This window comes from Rothia mucilaginosa (genome assembly GCF_964211445.1).
Taxonomy (GTDB): Bacteria; Actinomycetota; Actinomycetes; order Actinomycetales; family Micrococcaceae; genus Rothia; species Rothia mucilaginosa_E.
This window is the reverse complement of sequence record NZ_CAXOQT010000004.1, coordinates 1-20,291: the sequence shown is the minus strand read 5'-3', so window position 1 is coordinate 20,291 and position 20,291 is coordinate 1. Positions and strand designations below refer to the sequence as shown.

General features: G+C 59.0%; 10 protein-coding genes. 1 reads left to right on the top strand and 9 read right to left on the bottom strand.

Annotation, left to right across the window (positions count from 1 at the left end):
• Positions 1-496: 496 nt before the first annotated feature.
• Positions 497-1,408: a uroporphyrinogen-III C-methyltransferase gene (gene cobA, locus AB8E48_RS01550; RefSeq protein ID WP_308561302.1), complete on the bottom strand. Its 912-nt coding sequence runs from the start codon at positions 1,406-1,408 to the stop codon at positions 497-499.
• Between the two features lies 1 nt (position 1,409).
• Positions 1,410-4,079 carry a nitrite reductase large subunit NirB gene (nirB, locus tag AB8E48_RS01545; RefSeq protein ID WP_368885549.1) on the bottom strand — a complete coding sequence of 890 codons (2,670 nt, stop codon included), beginning with the start codon at positions 4,077-4,079 and terminating at the stop codon, positions 1,410-1,412.
• Positions 4,080-4,623: 544 nt separating this feature from the next.
• Between nirB and nirD the strand changes: the two genes are divergently transcribed.
• Positions 4,624-4,950: a nitrite reductase small subunit NirD gene (nirD, locus tag AB8E48_RS01540; RefSeq protein WP_368885548.1), complete on the top strand. Its 327-nt coding sequence runs from the start codon at positions 4,624-4,626 to the stop codon at positions 4,948-4,950.
• Between the two features lie 103 nt (positions 4,951-5,053).
• On the opposite strand, the gene AB8E48_RS01535 is transcribed toward nirD, so the two are convergent.
• The 7 genes from AB8E48_RS01535 to AB8E48_RS01505 all read right to left on the bottom strand — a co-directional run bounded on the left by AB8E48_RS01535 (position 5,054) and on the right by AB8E48_RS01505 (position 19,773).
• Positions 5,054-5,794 carry a sirohydrochlorin chelatase gene (locus AB8E48_RS01535; protein ID WP_368885547.1) on the bottom strand — a complete coding sequence of 247 codons (741 nt, stop codon included), beginning with the start codon at positions 5,792-5,794 and terminating at the stop codon, positions 5,054-5,056.
• Positions 5,795-5,895: 101 nt separating this feature from the next.
• Complete coding sequence (locus AB8E48_RS01530) at positions 5,896-8,682, bottom strand: HtaA domain-containing protein (protein ID WP_368885546.1); 2,787 nt, start codon at positions 8,680-8,682, stop codon at positions 5,896-5,898.
• Between the two features lie 195 nt (positions 8,683-8,877).
• Positions 8,878-10,503, bottom strand: a complete 1,626-nt coding sequence (locus AB8E48_RS01525) for an enoyl-CoA hydratase (RefSeq protein WP_368885545.1) — start codon at positions 10,501-10,503, stop codon at positions 8,878-8,880.
• A 337-nt stretch (positions 10,504-10,840) separates the two neighbouring features.
• Positions 10,841-12,670, bottom strand: coding sequence for a hypothetical protein (locus AB8E48_RS01520; protein WP_368885544.1), 1,830 nt, complete (start codon positions 12,668-12,670; stop codon positions 10,841-10,843).
• A 514-nt stretch (positions 12,671-13,184) separates the two neighbouring features.
• On the bottom strand, positions 13,185-14,966 hold the full coding sequence (locus tag AB8E48_RS01515) for a propanediol dehydratase (protein ID WP_368885543.1): 1,782 nt from the start codon (positions 14,964-14,966) through the stop codon (positions 13,185-13,187).
• 299 nt (positions 14,967-15,265) lie between these two features.
• Positions 15,266-17,194 carry an adhesin gene (locus AB8E48_RS01510; RefSeq protein ID WP_368885542.1) on the bottom strand — a complete coding sequence of 643 codons (1,929 nt, stop codon included), beginning with the start codon at positions 17,192-17,194 and terminating at the stop codon, positions 15,266-15,268.
• 749 nt (positions 17,195-17,943) lie between these two features.
• The gene (locus AB8E48_RS01505; RefSeq protein WP_368885541.1) at positions 17,944-19,773 is read right to left on the bottom strand and encodes an LPXTG cell wall anchor domain-containing protein; all 1,830 of its coding nucleotides are present in this window, start codon (positions 19,771-19,773) and stop codon (positions 17,944-17,946) included.
• Between the last annotated feature and the right edge of the window lie 518 nt (positions 19,774-20,291).

Below are 20,291 nucleotides of genomic sequence, written 5' to 3'. Positions count from 1 at the left end.
ACCGGAGAGCGCGCGATTGCCTGACCGGCATAGATACGCTTCTGCACGGGTGCAAGTAGCTCGTTGAGGGCTTCGCGTGAGACCCGCGCCTTCTGCGCGTAGTTCTGGGAGCCGGAAGGTTGCTTTGAGGGCTTCTCCCCGCCCTGCACTTTGGTCGGCACCGCACCCAAGCGCTTGTGTTGAACTGTCGATTCTGCCATAGAATACGCTCCCTCCATTGGGTTGTTCTTAGTTTCAGCTTAACCACAATTTAGGGTGTATTTACAGAAGGTTCGCAGATGTTTCTCAATATTACTTTGAAGGTCTTCCAAACCCGAAGCATCGGCAGAGCCGGCACCATTAACGTTGTCTGCACCGTCAGCAGCTTCACCATATCCCCGGACACAGCAACAGCCCCGCTCCTTGGCAACTAGGAAAACCAAGGATACGGGGCTGTGCAATACTATTTGGCGCGTAGCTGGACTATCTAGCGCATAGCTACCGGGTGCGCCGCCTTCTAAGAGGTGGAACGCTCACGCAGACGCTCGTGAACCTCGCTCACAAAGCGGTTCTGATTATCGCGAGCATAATGCACGACCTCACCGATGACGGTAATAGCCGGTGCCTTAACCGATGCGCAATCCACCTGAGCGTTCTCAAGGGTCGTGACAGTCACGCGCTCCTTCTCAGAGAAACCGTTCTCAATGGTTGCCAGCGGCGTGTCAGCCTCAATCCCACGAGAGAGCAGAGACGCCACCGTATCGGGCAGGGTACGAACGCCCATCAGCAGTACCACGGTGCCCTGGGCGCGCAGGGTCGCCTCAACCGCCGAAACTTCGGTCTCCGACAGGCCGGAGTGACCAGAAATGACGGTGAAAATCGAGGACACCTTACGCAGGGTCACCGGAATCGCCGCACGCGCAGGAACCGCGATGGCGCTGGTGATGCCGGGGATAACCTCAGCCTCCAGGCCGGCGGCGATGCACGCATCCAGCTCTTCAGCACCGCGACCGTACACGTACGGGTCGCCGCCCTTCAAACGCACCACGGTCTTACCCGAGAGCGCGTAATCAATCATGAGCTGCTGGATGCGGGACTGCGGAACAGCGTGCTTACCGGGAACCTTGCCCACATCAACGATGAGGGCGTTCGGTGCATACTCGCCGTACTCCTGCGGGGCGAGGTGGTCCAGAAGAACCACGTCCGCCTCGCTCAGGGCACGTGCCGCACGCAGGGTCAGCAGGTCAGCGGCACCGGGGCCACCGCCCACAATGTAGACCTTGCCGGGGTTCTCAGCAGGCTCGCCGGGCAGAAGAATGCCGCGTTCCGTCACGCTATCGTCCAGGGTGTGCCCGGGCGCCCCGCCCGCGAGCACCTCGTCAATAGTGGCGAACTCGCGGGGCGGGAACGGAGGAATCTTCGGGCACATACTACGCTGCCGGGACCGGGTTGAGGTCACTGGGCTTACCCACGGGAATCTTGGCACCGGTCAGCAGGACGGTGTCGGACTCGCCAGCTTCTGCCGCCGCAATTTCCTCGGGGGTTGCGGGGCGAATCTGCTCGCGCTCCAGCACGTACAGGTGCGAACCTTCGTCGCTGCCGTTGGGCTCGTTGATGAAGGCACGGAAGCGGCGCAGGCGACGCTCGTCCTTCAGGGTTGCTGCCCACTCGTCCTCGTAGGAGTCAACGTGACGCTGCATGTCGCGCTCCAGGTCCTCGCACACCCCCAGGGAGTCCTCGATGAGGACGGACTGCAGGTGTGCCAGACCGTCGCCGTGCTCCTCATCCAGATCCTCAAGCCAGCGAGCGGTACGCTGCAGCTTGTCTGCGGTGCGGATGTAGTACATCAGGTAGCGGTCAATGTAGCGGATAATGTCCTCGCTCGAAGCGTCCTTGACGAAGAGGCGACCGTGAGCGGGGTTTGCACCACCGTTACCACCCAGGTACAGGTTCCAGCCGTTGGTGGTTGCAATCAGACCAACGTCCTTGCCCTGTGCCTCAGCACATTCACGGTTACAACCGGAAACACCGAACTTGAACTTGTGCGGGGAACGCAGGCCACGGTAACGGTTCTCCAGCTGGATTGCCATACCGGTGGAGTCCTGAACGCCGAAGCGGCACCAAGTCGAACCCATGCAGGACTTCACGTTACGCAGGGACTTACCGTATGCCTGACCGGACTCGAAGCCGGCATCCACCAGGCGCTCCCAAATGTAGGGCAGCTGCTCCAGGCGAGCACCGAACATACCGATACGCTGTGCACCGGTAATCTTCACGTACAGGCCGAACTCGTCAGCGACCTCTGCAATAACAGCCAGCTTCTTAGCGGGGATCTCACCTGCGGGAATACGCGGAACGACGGAGTAGGTACCGTTCTTCTGCATGTTCGCGAGCGCACGGTCGTTGGTCTCCTGCAGGCCACCTCGGCCAGCATCCAGAACGTAGGAGTTACGGAAGGAGGAGAGAATCGACGCAACGGTCGGCTTACAGATAGCACAGCCGTCGCCACCGTGACCGAAGCGTGCCAGCACGGAGTCGAAGTCGTCCAGGTTGGTCAGGCGCACAGCCTCAGCCAGCTCCGCACGGGAGAAGTCGAAGTGCTCACACAGTGCCTTGGAGACGGTCAGACCCATCTTCTTCATCTGCTGCTCGAGGGTCTTCTGCAGCATCGGAACACAGGAACCACACTGGGTACCCGCGGTGGTGCAGGACTTCAGCGATGCAACATCGTGGTTGCCGTCAACGATAGCCTCGCGGACAGCACCGAAGCTGATGTTGTTGCAGGAACACAGGATTGCGTCGTCGGGCAGCTCGGTGTCGGGGATGCCGTCGCCGCCACCAGCAGCGGTCAGATAGACGTTCGGCTCAGCGGGCAGTTCGCGACCGAGCAGGGGCTTCAGGGAGTCGAAGGGAGCGGTGTCACCGACGAACACGCCACCGAGCAGGGTCTTTGCGTCGCCGCTGGTCACGATCTTCTGGTACATGCCGCGTGCGGGGTCTGCGAACAGAACCTCGAGGCAACCCTCGGTGGTGCCGCGGCGGTCACCGAAGCCAGCGACCTGAACGCCGGAGAACTTCAGCTTGGTTGCGATGTCGAACTCTTCAACCTGAGCTTCTTCATTGTCGTTGAGCAGGTTAGCTGCCACAGCGTCAGCCATAGCGTTAGCCGGTGCAACCAGACCCCAGGTGCGACCCAGCACGCAGGCGACCTCACCAATAGCCCAAATGTGCTCGTCGGAGGAGTGGCATGCGTCGTTGACGAGAATACCGCCGCGCTCACCCAGTGCCAGGTCAGCGTCACGTGCCAGCTCGTCGTTGGGGCGAATACCAGCACCGAAGACCACCATGTCGGCGGGCAGAGTGCGGATTTCTGCATCCTCAGAGGGAGAATCTGCGATGGAGACGGAGACGACGTTGCCGTCAGCGTCCTTGTTGATACCGGAGATGTACACGCCGGTCTCAATGTCAATGCCGGTTGCCTTAATCTGGGCGTTCACGGCGTAACCGCCGCCCTGGTCAACCTCAACGGAGAGCAGCCAGGGAGCCACATCCAGAATGGTGGGCTCTGCGCCCAGGTCCTTCAGACCCTCAGCTGCTTCGAGGCCGAGCAGACCGCCACCGACGACGATACCGCGGGGTGCGCGGCCGAGGGTGGACTGCAGGCGCTTAACCTCGGAGACCATGTTCTTCACGTCGTCAATGGTGCGGAAGACGTGTGCGGCGTCCGAGTTAAGAATGGGGATACGAACCGCGCGGGAACCGGTTGCGAAGACCAGCACGTCGTAGGGGTACTCGTTGCCCTCGGTGTCGGTAACAACGCGGCGGGTGCGGTCAAGCTTCTCTGCGTGGCAGTTGTTGACCAGGTTGATGTTCTCTGCATTCCACAGTTCGGGATCACCGAGGGTCAGGTCCTTCTCGGTGTCCTTGAAGAGCTGCTCAATAGCAACGCGGTCGTAAGGGGTGTAGGGCTCGTCGTTGAGGACGGTGATGGTGTCCGCCGCGCGACCGGCAGCTTCAGCGCCTTCGTGGTACGCGCGTACAAAACGCCACGCAGCGGGGCCTGCGCCGACAACGAGAATGTTGCGGGGGGTGTGCGACATGGATTTTCCTTCCTAGTTGTAATGCAGGTAGTTCATGGCACTTACCTACCCTCAGTTCGCGGCTGGAGCATGCCTGGCACTGGAACTCCTAGTTTCCGTACCGTTGGGCTCGTACCTGGTGCGTACCGAGTAGTTGGAGCGCCCGCTTCTTTAGAATGCATCTGAAAATTACGAAACATTTTTGTGTGGGATTATGTTGTTTTTTCCAGGCAGTCAAAAGGCGTTTTTAACTACGACTTTTATCGTACACTCTAGCGCGGGCTCGAAGCATCGAAAATCCGTATTTTTTGGGAAAATTTTCCAAAAAATCCGCGGAATACCGGGCTGAAATAGGGTATTCTTACCTTACCTAAACTTAATTTAGGTAAGGCTAATCTATGAAATTTTATGCTCCGGTTTTAGGGTAAAAATAACCTTTAGCTTTCCCGCGTGCCCTATTTCCCAATGTGGGTTTCATAAGGTAAACTCCAAACAAAGAACACACGAACCGTTACTGTGTCCTGCACCCGCACGGCGCAGACCACCGCCTCGAAAGGAAACCCCCATGGCAGACAACTGGGTACGCATCTGCGCCGAATCTGACCTCGAAGAAAACTGGGGTGAAGTCGCCCTGGTCGACGGCTACCAGTACGCCATCTACAAGACCAAGCACGGCATCTTCGCCAGCGACCACCTCGACCCGCACAGCCAGGCACTCGTCCTCGCACGCGGCATCGTCGGTGAAAAGAACGGCAACCCCACCATCACCTCCCCCCTCTACAAGGAGGTCTACGACCTGACCACCGGCGAGTGCGTCTCTGACCCCTCCTACTCCATCAAGGTCTACCCCGTAGAGGTCCGCGACGGCGACGTCTACCTCAAGACCGCCTAAGCGCTCAGCTACTTCAGCTACATACAAAAAACCTCGGGAGGTGTGCTCCCGAGGTTTTTTGTATGCGCTTTCAAAAGCCCCACACTAGGCTGGGGGAACAGCTTTAAGCGGCGTCCAGCTGGGCGATAGCCGCATCCATGCGGTCAATAAAGCACTCTGCCACCACAGCGGCAGCCGCAGAATCCTGCGCGTTCACCAGCGGCGCGGCGACCTTCACCGGCAGGCCCGTCGAAGCGGCGTCACGGCGCATCTTACCGGCGAAGAAACCCTCCGCCAGCAGGTAGGTTGCGGCAAACTCAGGCTTGTACTCGGCAACAACCTCGTGGAACTTCGGATCGATAGCGGCAATGAAGCCGTGATGTACCGGGGCGTTCAGCTCCTCAGCCAGCAGCTCAGCGGCACGGCTCATATCCGCGCGACCGTCAGCACGAGACGAACCAGCGGCGCCCTGCACCACGGGAGTCTCACCGGGAGCCCAGCCAGCCTCCTCCAGACGGGTACGAGTCAGCGCGGCAAGGCGGGCGTCCGGGCCCAGAGACTCACCAATGCTGATACGCTCAATGCCGCTATTGCGTGCGGCGCGACGCAGATCCACCTGAGTGTGGAAACCGGTCGACAGCAGGATCGGCACGATGACGCAAGGCTCGTCCTTGGGCAGGGAGGCTGCGGCGTCGTCAACGCTAGGAGACTCCACATCCACGTAGGCGGCGTGAACACGATACTCCACACCGTCGGTGCGCTGAGCCAGCAGACGCTGAATCTGCTCGCGAATCAGCGCGATAGCTTCGCGGCCGGACGCCGAGTCGGTGCCGTGAGAGGTTGCGATTACATTCAGAATAGTCATAGTTCCATTGTATGAAAGGAACACCCCGCTCCCCCACTCATAAACACGAGTGGCGAAGCGGGGTGTTACGCGAAAACTAAAGTTTCAGCGTGCTGAACGGGTTAGTTGCTCTTGCGGCGGCGTGCCACGACCAGGGCGGTACCAGCCGCCAGGGTGATGGCACCGGCTGCTGCGGCGAACATTGCGCCGGATGCGCCGGTCTGCGCCAGCTTCGAGGAGGAGCTACCGGAGGTCGAGCTCGAGGAGCCGCCTGCGGAAGAACCGCCATTTGAGAGGTTATCGTTCGAGAGGTTGCCGAGGGACGAACCTCCGTTGGAACCGCTCACACCGGAGTCACCGGACGTGCCGGAACCGCCGTTGGAGCCGCCGTTGTGGCCGGCAACATTCTGATCGGCAGTGCTGCTCTCAGATGCGGATGCCGAAGCGGATTCGCTCGCGGAAGCGCTCGAAGAAGCCGACTCACTAGCCGATGCGGTCACCGAAGCGCTGCTGGAGCTGCTTGCGGAGCTCGAAGCGCTCGCAGAAGCAGATGCGCTAGCGGACGCCGATGCAGACGCGCTCATCGAGGGGGTTACGGCGGGAACGCTCGGAACCGCGGTCGGGGACGCGCTCACCGATGCGCTCGGGGACATAGAAGCACTCGGGGTTGCAGAAGGAGCTACAGAAGGAGCCACAGAGGCGCTGGGTGCCACGGATGCGGTCGGCAGAGACGGCGAGGTGGGCGCCTCCGAAGGCACTGCAGTGGGTTCTGCAGTCTTGGTGGGCTCAGCGGTTACGGAGGGCTCCACGGTCGGCTCTGCAGACGGTTCTGCGGTCGCAGTGGGCTCTGCGGTAGCCGAGGGCTCCACAGTCGGTTCGGCAGTCACAGAAGGCGCGACGGTCGGCTCTGCAGTCTTGGTGGGCTCCGCAGTCGGTGCCACGGTGGGAGCAACAGTCGGTTCTGCAGTTGCCGAAGGAGCCTCAGTCGGAGCAACGGTTGGCTCAGGTGCCTTAGTCGGCTCAGCAGAGGGCGCCACAGTGGGTGCAACGGTCGGCTCAGCAGACTTGGTCGGCTCAGGTGCCGGAGTCTGTTCCGGAGCCGGTGCCGAGTTCGCCGCCAAGCGGTTCAGCCACAGCTGATCCTCGTAGGTGTTCGGGTTCTCGAAGCTGGTCGGGTAGATAATATCGCCGTTGGGCAGCTCGAGGGCGTTGTAGCCGCCGCTCTTGTCGGTCTTGCGCATCGAGGAGAGCACGACCTCGTTCACCTTGTTCAGGGTGTCATCCATGAACACCAGGCGGGAGCCGGAGGCATCCACCACGACCACGTTGCCCGCGCGGGTCAGGAACATGGTGGCAACCTCGGTCTTCTCGAAGCCCTCAAGGGTTGCGGACTCGCGAACCACGCTGAAAGTGCCGTTCTCGTACTTGAGGATCTGCACCTTACCGCCGGTCCAGTTGTTCCAACGGTAAATGTACCCCTTCGGGCTGACCAGGGTCGAGGACAGGGTGGTGTCGTAACCCGCGGGCGAAGAGTTCGGCACCAGGGACACGCCGGCGCTGCTCAGGTGCAGCAGGTGGCCCTTCTGGACCACGTTTTCGCCAGACGCATCGTAGATGGAGGTCGAGGGCGCGTACACGAAGCTGCCGTCGGGCAGCGGCGCGAGGGTCACGGTGTTGGTGGAGAACGAGTCGCCGTAGTACTCGTCGAGCGAGTAGGCGTTCACGACCTGCGGGTCGATGGAGTCGGGCTTCGGCAGAGCCTGCGAGGTTGCCTTGCCGGATGCGTCAATAATGGTCAGCTTGCCGCCGCCCTGGCCGTCGATGCTGAGGATGCCCCAGGTGTTGTTGGCGGGGTTGTAGCCGATTGCCTTGACGGTGTTGGCGCCGAGGTCTACATCGGAGTAGGTGCCGGAGGAGACGAGCTTACCCTCAGCGGTCACGGTGTACAGCTCGGGCTTGTTGGTCTCGCTGCCGATGACGAGCATGCGGTTGCCGTCAGCGTCCACAGCGAAAACGCCCTTGATTGCCTTCAAGACGCCGGTGTCGGTCATCTTCAGGTTGGAGCTGGTCAGCACGGTGTAGGTGGTGTCGCCGCTGAAGCTCGGGGGTGCCACGTGAACGATGTGGTTCTTGCCCAGACGTGCGGTGTTCTGGGGCAGGTTCACGCCCGCGCCGGTGTTGTAGGACTCGGCGACGCTGTAGGCGCTCTTGGGGGTGTTAGCTGCGTTACCGGTGTAGGAGATGCTCAGCGGGTCGAGGCTGGCGCCTTCGTTGTAGAAGTCGGAGAAGGCGTGGTTACCGTCGGCGGTCAGGTTCGCGGAGATGCCGCTGATGCTAACTACGCCGTCCTTCTCGCTCTGCTTGGCGGTGCCGGTGCTCAGGGTCGCCATCTTGACTTCCTTGGGGCCCTCGAACTTGCCGGAGGCGTAGTTCTTGGTGCGCACGGTCATGTAGAGGGAACCGGTGCCGTCCGCGAGGTTCAGTTCCACGCGGGGGTTGGAGAAGGTGAGGTTCAGGGCGCAACCGGTTTCGGGGTCCTGGCCTTCAGCGCAGTGGCCGGTGAACCAGAGGCGACCGGAAGCCTGCAGGGTGACCTGCTTGCCGTCTTCAGAGACGGTGGTGGAGGTCGGGGTGAAGGTGAACTGCTTTGCGGTTGCGTCCCAGGCTGCGCCGTCGGTCATTTCGCGGGGCATACCGTTGTAGGACAGGAAGGAGGCGCGCACGCCCCAGCCGAAGGATGCGCCGGTGCTTGCCTGGTCGCCAGCTGCGACGTTCTGCGCGGTAACGTTCTGGGCAGCGATATTAATGTTCTCGGCGAGAACGGGTGCCAGGGGCAGGGCGACAGCGCCAGCGACGGCGAGGGCGCAGGCTCCCTTGGAGAGGCGGGTGCCAGATGTGAAAATCTTCATTGGTGTGTATCCATGCTATCGACATTGTTAGGACAGGCTTACTATATCGACAGTGTGAGAATTTCTCAAGATACACACCAAGTGAACCGTTTTATGACAAAGCACCTCACAGCACACTGACGGGGTAAAACACCTACCCCACACCAGCACATCTCAACAGGCAACAGGGGCTGCTACTCCCCCACCCCTACGCGACTAATCCTTCTTCGAGGTGTGCATACGCGACATGCCCAGGGCACCAAGAATCAGGCCACCACCCAGGGTCACCAAAATCGGCAGAAGGGGCGAGCTCTTATCCAAGTTGCGGGTAATCTGCGCCTCCGACGCCTTCACACCATTCGGCGATCCGGGCTCGGTACGCACCTGCGAAGAGGACCCATTGAGAATCGCGGCACGGCGAGACTGCGCCGCCGAATCGGTACCCGAAGGTAGGTTAGAGTCGGGAGTCGCGACCTGAACAGGCTGCGCCTCCTCAGTGCGGTACCCCAGAGCCGAGGAAGACTCGGTAGCAGAACCACCCGAGGGGCGCGGAATAGAAATCGTGGCGTCGTTCGTGCCCGGAGCCATAGCACTGTCGGCCTGAATTCCGCGAGTCTTACTCTTAGACCCCGCAGCGGGTGCCTTCGTACCGGATGCGCCCGCAGTATCAGCGGGAGCCGAAGAAGACGCGGAAGGCGCCGCAACAGGCTTCCCCTCGTTCTTAGCCGAAGAACCAGACGACACTCCACCGTTCTCAGTGGATGCCTGAGTCACCGTAAAACGCACCGTATTGAGCTGAAGGTTACCGTCACCGGAAGCATCGAAAGCCGCTACCAAGTAGGTCCTACCGATCTGCAGGGACGCACCGGGCACGCCAATCACAGCATCGAAAACACCCGCAGAAATGGATTCCGGGCCAACATGAACAATGGCGAGCGCATCACCAACAGTGTTGCCGTTGGAGTCGATTTCCATGACGATCAGGTCGTAGCCCTTGTCATTCCGGGGGAAGTTCGTGGCGCGGACCGTGACGGGCTTCGTGTCATCCTGGGAGTTGCCCTGCGAATCCTGAATAGACATGTGTGCCTTGCCATCGCGCTGGTTCATCGGGTCGTACACGCTGGTGTCTTCGGAGACAACGTACTGGCCAGAAGCGTGGTTCTGCGAGTTATCTACGGTACGGCGAACCGTGTCAGTGGCGGTGGGTGACGTAGCGGTGGGTGAAGGCAGATTCACCGTTTCGGGGGTCGGCTGAGCAGTCGCCTCGCCGTTTTCTGCTTCTTCACGCTCAATATCAACCGGCGGCTCGGTGGGCTTTGCCTTACCGTTGCGCGGATCAGTGGTCTCGACCAGGCGGTTCCCCTGCTCGGTCACAAAAAAATCGTAAGAGGCGCCGTGGGCGGTATCTTCCAGAACAATCACGTACACGACGTTCGAGTCCGACGCGGGGCTCATCAGAAGGTGAAGCTCCCCCTCCTTAGTGCCTTCAGACAGGGTCGGGCTCTCCAGGACGGAACCGCCGTACTCACCGGAAGGGGTGTAGAAGTTCACGTCAACCAGAACGCTGGAAGCCTCCAGCCCCTCAGGGAAGCCTGTCCAGCGCAGAAGGTAGCCACCATCCTTGAGCTGCGCCTTCATAGTGATTTTGGAGGCGGCACCCTGACCCCCGGAGTTCTGTTCAGATTGATCCGGGGTGGCGTTCAGGGTCGTGGTTTTCTGCACGGCAGAGTGCGTCGTGACGGGTGCCTCCGTCGCGACAGAGGGTACAACAAGCCCGCACTGAAGCCCCGCAACCAAAACGGTTGCGGTGACAATACGATGCTTCGCTGAATAAATACTCATGCAATGCGTCTTTTCATGGTGGAAATGTGCGCGCTACTGCTCGTTCTTCACGTGCTGCACGGAGCCCATCGGAGCGTCATGCTTCCGGATTCGTCGTACCGTGCTCCGCTTCGTATTTCAGGTGGTGAAGACCTGACAATAGCTCGCATCTATTTATCGGTTATTTCAACCCTATCACGAACCTTAAGATTTATTCACGCGTGGGTAGAGTTTTTTTGAACACCCTGAACGCGCGACTCGCCCCCACTATCTGCATCTGCAGATAGCGGGGGCGAGCATTCCTCATGAAACGAAAAACATACTATACAGAGCTGGTAAAAAACGCCTGATTAGCGCATTAGCCACCCAAGAAACCGCGGCGGTGAGCCATCCAGGAGGCACCGACCACCAGCGCCAAACCGACACCACCAAGAGCCCAGAAAGCTACACCGTGCTGAGCAACCTCTTCGCTAGCAGGAGCCGCAGTGGAAACCGCAGCCTTCACGCCCTCCTGGCGGTCAGTACTCGGGTTAGAGTACACCTGAACAGCATTCGAGTTCGCAGAAGCAGAACGGTTATTAGTTTCCGAATGGACGACGGGCGTAAAGCTCTTATTGCCGTTACCGGAATTTGCCGAAGCTACTTTTTCCTCATCCGTCAGAGCGTCCAGGTTCGCAGCAACAGCGATAGACGCCAGATCAGAGCCCGAGCTGTACGCCGAAACCTGGTTAGTGCGAGTCGGCTCAAAAGCCGAACGCGGGGTCATCGTGCGTGCCTGAGCCAAAGTCTGCAGAGCCTGACGCTGACGCTCTGCCTTCGCCTCCTGCGCCTTGGACATGGCATTCACCGCATCCAGGGTGGAGCGGGGCGCACTCGTGGCAGACTGGCTGGAGCCCGACTGGGTTGCATCCGAACGGGTAGAGACAACACTGGTAGCAGCGGAGGGGCTACTCTGAGTGCCGCCGGTTGACTCAGCCGCGTTGGCGCTGGGCGTGAGCGATGCGCTCGCATCCTGGCGGGGCAGCTCATCCTTCTTCGAGGAGGTTGCATCACCGGCCGCCTCGCCGCTCACCCTGAAACGCACCGAGACAACTTCTTCGGCATAGTCAGTGTCGTCGGAACGTACCAGGTAGGCGGTGTACACCGAGCCGGTCTTCAGCAGAGAACCGGGCATGCCAATCTCTTCTTTAAACGCGCCGTTCACAATACGGTCAGAGCTGATGTGGGTAATGGACAGCGCATCACCCTTATGGTTGCCACTCATATCGGTCTCAACCACAATCAGGTCGTAGCCTGCTTCATTCGCGGGCAGGCGCTCAGCGCTAATGGTCACCGGCTTGGTAGCTTCATCAGAACGAACCTCCGCATACGCGACCTTCAGTGCCGAAGCGTTCAGGGTCTGGGTATCACGCGAAGAGGTGGAACCACCGGGAACCTGCTCCAGCTTCTGCGTATGGGTCGTAACATTCGGAGTTTCCGAGGATTCGGACGGCGCCTCAACCTTGACCTTATCCTTGCTACCCTTCTGATCGGAGGCAGCGTCCTTCTTCTGCTCCTCCTCACGAAGCTTCTCTAGCGCCTTCAGGTCGTCAATGGTGGGCACCTGGTGGGCGTTTTCTTTCTTGTCCACCATCACCTCGTCAGAGTCGTCCTCTACCGGAATAGTGTGCGGAACGAGGGAACCCTCAGAGATCATGAATTCGCCGTAGCCCGCATCGGAGGTCACCAGGTCCATGGCACTCATGGAGTAGTAGCCTTCCTGGGGCATCTGCGGCATCTCAAAGGTGACGAGCATCGAGCCGTCGTCAGCGCGCTCAACCTGCAGAGCGGAGGGCTCGTAGGTGTCAGTTCCGAGCACCGTGCCGGTGGTGCCGTAGTACTGCACTACCAGGTACACCTTGGAGGCGTCGCCCACGTAGCCGCCTTCGTAGAGGGGCGCGAGCTTAATGGTTGCCTGACCGTCCTTAATGGACTGCACGCGAATCTCGATGGTGTCGATTTCAAGTTCGAGGTCTTCGTAGGGGCATCTCGAATCAAATTCGCTATTAATCAGAGAAGACAGGCAATCATTCACATTAATTGCTTCAGCCTCTACTGCGGAGGCGCTAGGAAGCACAAAAGCGCCTGCACCTAAAGCGGCAGCAAGCGAAAGAGCGTGAATGCGTTTCGGAAGTCGAGCGATAGTCATGTGTGCCATTTCAATCGATACAAGCGCAAAGCGTGGACTAGGGAGGGCTCACCACAAGCCCGGTGTTTCTATCCAAGTATTTGCGCACTAGTACGTCGGTTACATCCTAGCCTAACACGGATATTGCACTAATTGTTGCATTGCATTCATATGCTAAAACTTTATGCCGCAACAATTGCCGAAATAAAAGGGAATTAAATACTTTACTGAGATATAAATAACGCAAAATTCGAATGCTATAAAATATTCCCAGCAGTGCACTAAAAAGAAATTTTTACACCGCCCCAAGGCGCAACAGAGCCACTGTATAACAGTGCCACTATAGAACAGTGCCACTATAGAACAGTGTCACTGTATAACAGAGCCAACCCCCAGGCACGCAAAAGGCGCCCCACCGAACACGCACCCACTCAGTACGCACTCGACAGAGCGCCTCCCGCCCGGCAACTCCCCTACAAGGAGCCACCCACACGCCTCACAGCACTAAACAGCACCAAGAAACGGATGCACTAAACTACTCAGCACTCAGTTCCTCAACACCCTCAAGGCGACGACGATACACATTCACCGCCACAGCAGTACCCACAAAGGCAACCGAACCCAGCAGAGCAATACTCAGCGGCAAAGTACCCTCCGGCAGCGGACCGTTATCCTGAGCACTCGCCTCCAGCTTGGAACCAGAAGAATCACCGCGCGACTTCGAGCTACGCGTATAGAAGCTACCCGAACCGGCGGCGCCCACATTCTCCTGCGGAGAAGCAACAGTCACCGTTTCCCCCTCAGGAGACTGATAACCCAACAAGTTCACCACGGTACGACCCGGTAGCATCACCGCATAACCAGACATCACCATCGTCGAAGGAGCCACCACAGTCTCAGCCACAGAACTACGAGCCTGCGCGGTAATCGCATGCGCCGACTGCTGCGCCTGCACAATATAGCCCAGAGCGCTATCCACCGAAGGAATCTTGGCAACAGAATCGGTCACTAAATCCGAAGCTTCCGCCGAGGCATCCGAGTCAACCGAAGAGCTCGCACGACCCGAAGGCGCCGAAGAACCCACACGCTGATTCACATCAGAAATCACCGGACGAGCAGTAGTATTCGCAGGCTTCGGAGCCGGCTCAACAGGAACAGCACGCTGAATCACGCTCACACCAAAAGCACTGGTTGCCATGAGCTTCAGCTCCTCGGTGGAGTCACCACCCACCACAACCACGCGGTAACGCTTACCCGCATGCAAGGAGGTTCCGGGCACCTTCAAATCAGCAGAGAAAGAAGCATCAGTCACCTGCTGCGGGCTCACGTGAGTGGTCGCCAGCGGCGAACCCACCGCACCGCCATCGGCGGGCATTTCAAAGACCATCACGTCATAACCCAGGCCGCTCTCCGCAACATTCCTAGCGCGCACACTAATCGGCTGCAGCTCATCCGAGCCGCGCAGTTCTGCGGTGGAAATTTCCAGGGTCGCCTCGCGGGTCTCCGCGGGAGCCTGATCGGAGCGGGAGTGCACCAGCAGACGATCCTCGGTCACCTCAGCGGGCGCCGCATCAGCAGCAGACGCGCTCGCCGAATCAGAGGCGCTGGCGGAAGCACTCGCAGAAGGACGCGCCAAAGCGCTCTGCGATGCGGACGGTGCCACAGAAGGTGCCGGGGCAACCGTCGGGTGCGGGCTATCCTTCGCGGTGCTCGGGGATGCGCTGGGGCTCAGGGACACTTCGGGAGCGGGGTTCGCCTCCACACGGTTAGCGCGCGGAACGCCGGGGGTGTCCGGGAAGAAAATGTTCTGGCGGCTCGCCAGAATCTCGTCAACGGTCACACCGTGCTCAGGCATGAACTCAACCGAAACGGTGTCCTTGGTGCGCAGGTCCAGCACCTCAACCATGTACGGCTGCTCAACGTTCAGGCGCTGGTGAATACTGACTTCCAGGGCACCCTCATCGTTCAGAGAGGCAGTCATCTGGGAGGCGGGCACAGTCATAGCTGCCACGGGACCGTCATCAACGGAAATAGCGACCAGGCGAACCTTTAGATTCTCCAGAGAGGTTACGCCGGTCAGCGACAGCAGGGTGTAGTCCTTGCTCTGAGCAACCAAGTCCAGGGTGATGTTGTGGCTAACCACATCGGTGGCAACGGCGATGGGAAGTTCAGGCTTAGGGGACTGCTGAGTCTGTGCATGAGCGGCAGATGCAAAGGTTGCGGGGGCCAGAGTTGCAGGCGCGACGGAGCCGCCCAAACCGAGGGCAGCAGACGCTACTAGCGCCGCGCCGCGAGCAGTTCGCTGCGTGGAAAACATGGTCACCTATTTTCGTGAGTGAGTGTGATGAATCGTCGTGTGACTCCTGCGCCCAAAGGTCGGAAGTAGGCGCAGAATAACGGTTCTCTAATATCGGTGACCGGAGGCGCTTCACAGCGTTTCCCCACCCCGGGTAAACGAGGCGGTAAAGAGTGATAGTACCGTCTATGACAGCACTCTAAATTATAGGTATAACCTTAGAAAAAGTTAAAGATGAAGGGGGTACCCAAATCCTACAATTCGGGCACCCCCTTCATCTTTGTGCATATTTTGCCTAGTGGAGCAATAATTCACGTGTTTTAGCGGCGAGAACTGAGCCACATCTCACTACGGCGACGACGGCTCAAGCGCATACCAGCAAGTAGCGACAGCGATCCAGCAGCACTAATGACCAACATATTGGAGGCGCCGGTAGCCGCCAGCTGCTCACGCTTCTGCCGGGTACCGGCGGTAGCCTTCTGACCGCCAGATGCCTGTGCTTCAACCTTCTGAGCAGAAGCATTCTGAACGGGGGCGCTCTCCCCTGCCTTCTGCTCGGTGGCGGAAGCCTGATCAGCCACGGGAGCAGGCTCTGCAGATACAGAATCGGCAGATGCAGATTCGGTGGGCTCAGCAGGTGCCGAGGCGTCAGTTGCAGGAGCCTCAGCCGCAGGTGCATCCTGCTCAGGGGTTGCGGGCGCGTTATCTACGCTATCGCGCGCAACCGTGAAGCCGCCGTTGACCATGCGCACGGTACCCTGCTCATCCTCCGCTACAGCACTCACGCGGTAGGTGGTGCCGGGCTTGAGTTCCGAGCCGGGAATCTGTACCTGGGCCGTGAAAGCGCCGGAGGCGTCAATCTCAGAGACATCAGCCGAAGCAATCACACCACCGGTTGCTACGCCGTATTCGTCGACAGCATTAACCATCAGGTGCACCGAGTTAACGCCGGTGAAGCCCTCGCCGCGCAGGGTCAGAGTCTTCGCGGAATCGTTTTCAGGGACTACGGTTTCTTCTACGTGCAGGCGGGCGGTCATCACAGGGTTAGCGGTGTTGTTGGTCTGTTCTTCGGTGGTGTTGTGGACGCGGTCAAAGACGGTGTTGCGCGGCAGGCTGTAGTGGCGGCGCGGGTCGTTCTCGGGCAGTACGTGGTCGAACTGCTCGACGGGGCTCACGGCAACTGCCTGCTCAGACTGAACGCTCGGGGTACCCTGGTCGGCCTGAGCCTGCTCAGCCTGGGCGGCCTGCACCTCATCCCCAACCTGTGCCTGCTCCGCCATTGCGCGCTCAGCGGTGGCAACCGGGGCGGAGCCGTGCTGTACATTCCAACCATTCATGAAGGGAACCTCAACTTCCTGGGCGGTGTAACCATTAGCAGCAGAGGGTGCAACCTCAACACTCAGCACGTAACGCAGGTTCTCGTGGACACCCTGCACTTCTTCCAACATGGATCCGGGCACTTCAATGCCGTCCAGGAGGGTGCCGTTCACGACGTCGGCACGTGCGGGAGAAACAGCCAGCAGCATACGGTTACCCTGGCTATCCAGGGCGTAGACGTAGGTCATCACTTCGAAAGCCTGCGCCTCACCCAGACCGGTAACCTTGTAGACCACCAGGTTCTTCTCCTGCGGGATTTCCATCTGACCCGAGAGGATCTGAACATTGAGCGGCTCGTCCTGGGTATTGGTGGGCAGCATTTCCAGGGGTGCGGAGGAGTTATAGGAGGGATCCTCCGTCGCGTAGCCCTTGGCAGGGTCAACCACGGCGGTTGCCACGACGTACTGCTGGTCGGGGTCGAGGGTACCTGCGGGTAGGGTCAGCTGGGTGCTGAAGCGGCCACCTTCTACATCAAGCTCAGGCACGAGGGTCATCGTCACTGCGGAACCACGGCCCAGCGCGTAGAGGGGATACTGGCGGTACTCGCTGACGTACACTGCCACACCGTACCGCTCAACAGGACCACCAGTGAATCCTTCACCACTGACGGTGATGCTCTGGGAGCGTGCGGGGTTAATGACAACGCCCTGCTCTACGTACACCTGAGGGGAATTCTGGGCAACAACGTTTTCGATGGGGGTTGCGTTTGCCTCGGAGGGAGGGTTATCGGGTTCCACCGTAGTCGGTGAAGCCATTCCGCCGGTATTCTGCACCTGCACATCTGCGTGCGCAGCACCAACACCGGTGACGGAGAGGACGGAAGCAGCAATAGCAGCTGTTGCTCGGGTTTTTGAGTGAGCGGGTTCGGGCATGGGACACACCTTTTCTGTGAGTGTGAACGATACCCTCCGGAGGGTGCCACGGATCGAAGCTGGACGGGTGTCTCTTCGGGATTGACCGCTATAACGTACGGACTAGTCATAACGTTCATGTAATGGTGGAAGTTACCGCGAAGGGAATCGCTCTATTTATCGGTAATTCCACACTAACAATACTTTTCTTGTTATTGCTGTAAAGACGCTTTACGTCCCAACTATTTTCCTGTGCAATAACCCACACAGCATATTTTTTACCCTCCAGAACAGCATCAAGAGCACTCAAACTGCATGGACTAGGTAAAATTTTTCAACTCTCCCTTGAAGCTCAAGGTTTTATTGCATGCATATGCAGTTTTAATGGATTTGAGATAAAAATATTCTGCACATTCATGCATTTAATTTATTTCTTTTAAGTGAAAAAATCGCAGGTCACACCGCTTTTCCATGCGCATTCCCTAAAAGAGTGCGTACCAATAACTGCACGCCAAATAACCCAGCAAAATCATTTCGCTACACCGCCCCGTGCCTCCACCCCGCACCTCCACAACGGAAGAGAACACCCGCGCCTCTCCCCAGCTTGCCGCACACGCTTTGCCACCCCCCTCCACTTCAAAACAGCTCAACACAAAACTGCTAGCACGCAAAAGTGCCGCCAATACCCTTTTCAGAGTATTGACGGCACTTGCCACACTCACCGTGCGGTGAGCATAGATTTTCGGAGCCTGGCTATAGAGCCTGAGCTATTAGAGGCTGCGGCGGCGCAGGAGCATCAGTGCGGCACCAGCAATCAGAGCTGCGGCGCCAACGCCTGCGATACCTGCAACGCCCTCAGCACCGGTGTGTGCCAGCTGCTGCTTCGAAGAGGAAGAAGCCGACGAAGAGGTCGAGGTCGAACCCTTGGTACCGGAGGTGCTCAGACCGTGGCCCTTCGAAGAGGTAGCAGCGGATGCGTTGCCAACCTTAGCCTTGGGTGCCTGAGAAGAAGGCATGCGGGTCTCGGTTACGACAACCGAACCGTCTTCGCGCATTTCAGCGGTGAAGACGCTGGTGGTGCCGTCGCCGTTATCGCGAACGGTGGTGTTATCGTCCTCGGTAGCTGCCGGCAGGGTCGGTGCGGGGTTGTTCGCATCGCTCACGGTAGCGGTGGTGACTGCAACCTGGTGTACCAGACCGTTGGGGTCGCTGGTTGCCACCATTGCGTAGGCGTAACCGGGCTGCAGCAGTTCAGCAAGAACGCTGACCTTGACGCGGAAGGTGCCGTTCACGATTTCAGAAGCAGGAATATCGTGGGTTGCCAGAGCCTCACCGGTGATGTTGCCGTTTGCATCCAGGCGGAAGATTGCAATCTGCACGCCGTTAGCAACAGACTCGTGGGTGAAGCCGGAGCCATTGAAGGTCAGAACGTTGTACTGGTCGTTCGGATCCAGGGAAGCGTCCTCGGTGGTGAGGGTTGCGTTCTCCGGTACTGCGGGAGCCTCCGGAGCGGGGGTCTCGTCAGCCTTGGGGGTCTCAGTCTTGGGTGCTTCCGGAGCAGGAGTTTCTTCCTTGGGTGCTTCAGTCTTGGGAGCCTCGGGTGCCGGGGTCTCGTCAGCCTTCGGGGTCTCCGGTGCCGGGGTCACGGGAGCGGGAGTCTCGTCAGCCTTGGGGGTCTCCGGTGCCGGGGTCACGGGAGCGGGGGTCTCTTCGTTCTTGGGCGCCTCGGGAGAGGTGGACTCGGTGACCTTGAAGGAGGAGAGAGCCACGAGCTTCTGGTCAGCCTGAGCAGCCTGAGGGTTGCTCACAGCAACCAGAGCGTAGGAAGCGCCGGCGGGCAGCTTGCTTGCCTCGACAGTGAAGGAAGTCTTGAAGGAGCCATCCTGAATCTGGTCCGCTGACACGGACACGGTGGTAATGACGTCGCCGGTAATCTGCTGGTTCTCATCCAGCGCGTAGATGCTGACCTGAACGCCGGGGCCGACCTTCTCGCCGTAGAAGCCGGTACCAACAACGCTCACGGTGTTAAACTGCGCATCACCGGAGAAGCGTGCGTTCTCGATGGAGACGAAGGGGTTAGCCTGCTTCACCTCGGGAGCCGGGGTGGAGGGGGTGGTGGGCTCCGGGGTTGCGGGAGCAGGGGTCTCAGCCTTAGGAGTCTCTGCCTTAGGAGCTTCAGCCTTGGGGGTTTCAGCCTTAGGTGCTTCGGTTGCCTCAGCCTTAGGAGCTTCAGCCTTAGGTGCTTCAGCCTTAGGTGCTTCGGTTGCTTCAGCCTTAGGAGCTTCAGCCTTAGGAGCCTCGGTAGCCTCTGCCTTGGGAGCCTCGGTCTTAGGAGCTTCAGCCTTGGGGGCTTCAGCCTTGGGTGCCTCGGTTGCCTCAGCCTTGGGTGCCTCGGTCTTAGGAGCTTCAGCCTTGGGGGTCTCGGTTGCGTTGCCGCCAGGCAGGGAAGAAGTCTGAGCGGTTGCCTTCTGGTCGACAACCTGCTGCTGCTGATCAGCGGGTGCTTCTGCCGCGAAAGTTGCCGGGATTGCTGCCACGGAACCGGCAGTAAAGGCTGCCGCTGCTGCGATCTTGTAAACGCGACGGGTAGTCTTCGACATTTTTCCTCGATCTCTGATTATCGGTGTTGAACCTACCGTGGTGCGCCCCCGTCTTTGAAGGTGCAGTAGGCCCATACATGGGTGTGACTGCTAAAAGGCTAGCATTTGCCCCTGGATGTTTAGCCCGCTTACCGTCACCTTTGCACAACTGTAATGAAATCGTTATAAAACCACCCCTTAAGTTGAGGTTTAATGCAGACCAATTCGGGGATTTTGTGCCCATCTACTGACACACGAGGACATATAACCCTATCTTTTGATTGCATTTGAAGAAAATATAGGGTGTTCCATGGGTATTTTTGGCTCACCATTTTCATCTTAGTGAACCTTAAAGTCTCACGTACCACTTTATAGTTCCCTCAAGTTCCCCTTCATGCCTCTCCCCCGCCTCCCAACACCCCACGGGCACCTTCATATATGCCCTCTATTACGCTCTGAGAACGCAGAAAAAGCCCCGCCCGCATCCAACTCTGAACTGCCTCCCGTTTCTTGGACAACAAAACTAAAGTCCAAGAAAC

Coding starts and splice junctions, on each gene's coding strand:
- cobA (WP_308561302.1), bottom strand. CDS start 1,408: ATGTGCCCGAAGATTCCTCCGTTCCCGCCCCGCGAGTTCGCCACTATT.
- nirB (WP_368885549.1), bottom strand. CDS start 4,079: ATGTCGCACACCCCCCGCAACATTCTCGTTGTCGGCGCAGGCCCCGCT.
- nirD (WP_368885548.1), top strand. CDS start 4,624: ATGGCAGACAACTGGGTACGCATCTGCGCCGAATCTGACCTCGAAGAA.
- AB8E48_RS01535 (WP_368885547.1), bottom strand. CDS start 5,794: ATGACTATTCTGAATGTAATCGCAACCTCTCACGGCACCGACTCGGCG.
- AB8E48_RS01530 (WP_368885546.1), bottom strand. CDS start 8,682: ATGAAGATTTTCACATCTGGCACCCGCCTCTCCAAGGGAGCCTGCGCC.
- AB8E48_RS01525 (WP_368885545.1), bottom strand. CDS start 10,503: ATGAGTATTTATTCAGCGAAGCATCGTATTGTCACCGCAACCGTTTTG.
- AB8E48_RS01520 (WP_368885544.1), bottom strand. CDS start 12,670: ATGACTATCGCTCGACTTCCGAAACGCATTCACGCTCTTTCGCTTGCT.
- AB8E48_RS01515 (WP_368885543.1), bottom strand. CDS start 14,966: ATGTTTTCCACGCAGCGAACTGCTCGCGGCGCGGCGCTAGTAGCGTCT.
- AB8E48_RS01510 (WP_368885542.1), bottom strand. CDS start 17,194: ATGCCCGAACCCGCTCACTCAAAAACCCGAGCAACAGCTGCTATTGCT.
- AB8E48_RS01505 (WP_368885541.1), bottom strand. CDS start 19,773: ATGTCGAAGACTACCCGTCGCGTTTACAAGATCGCAGCAGCGGCAGCC.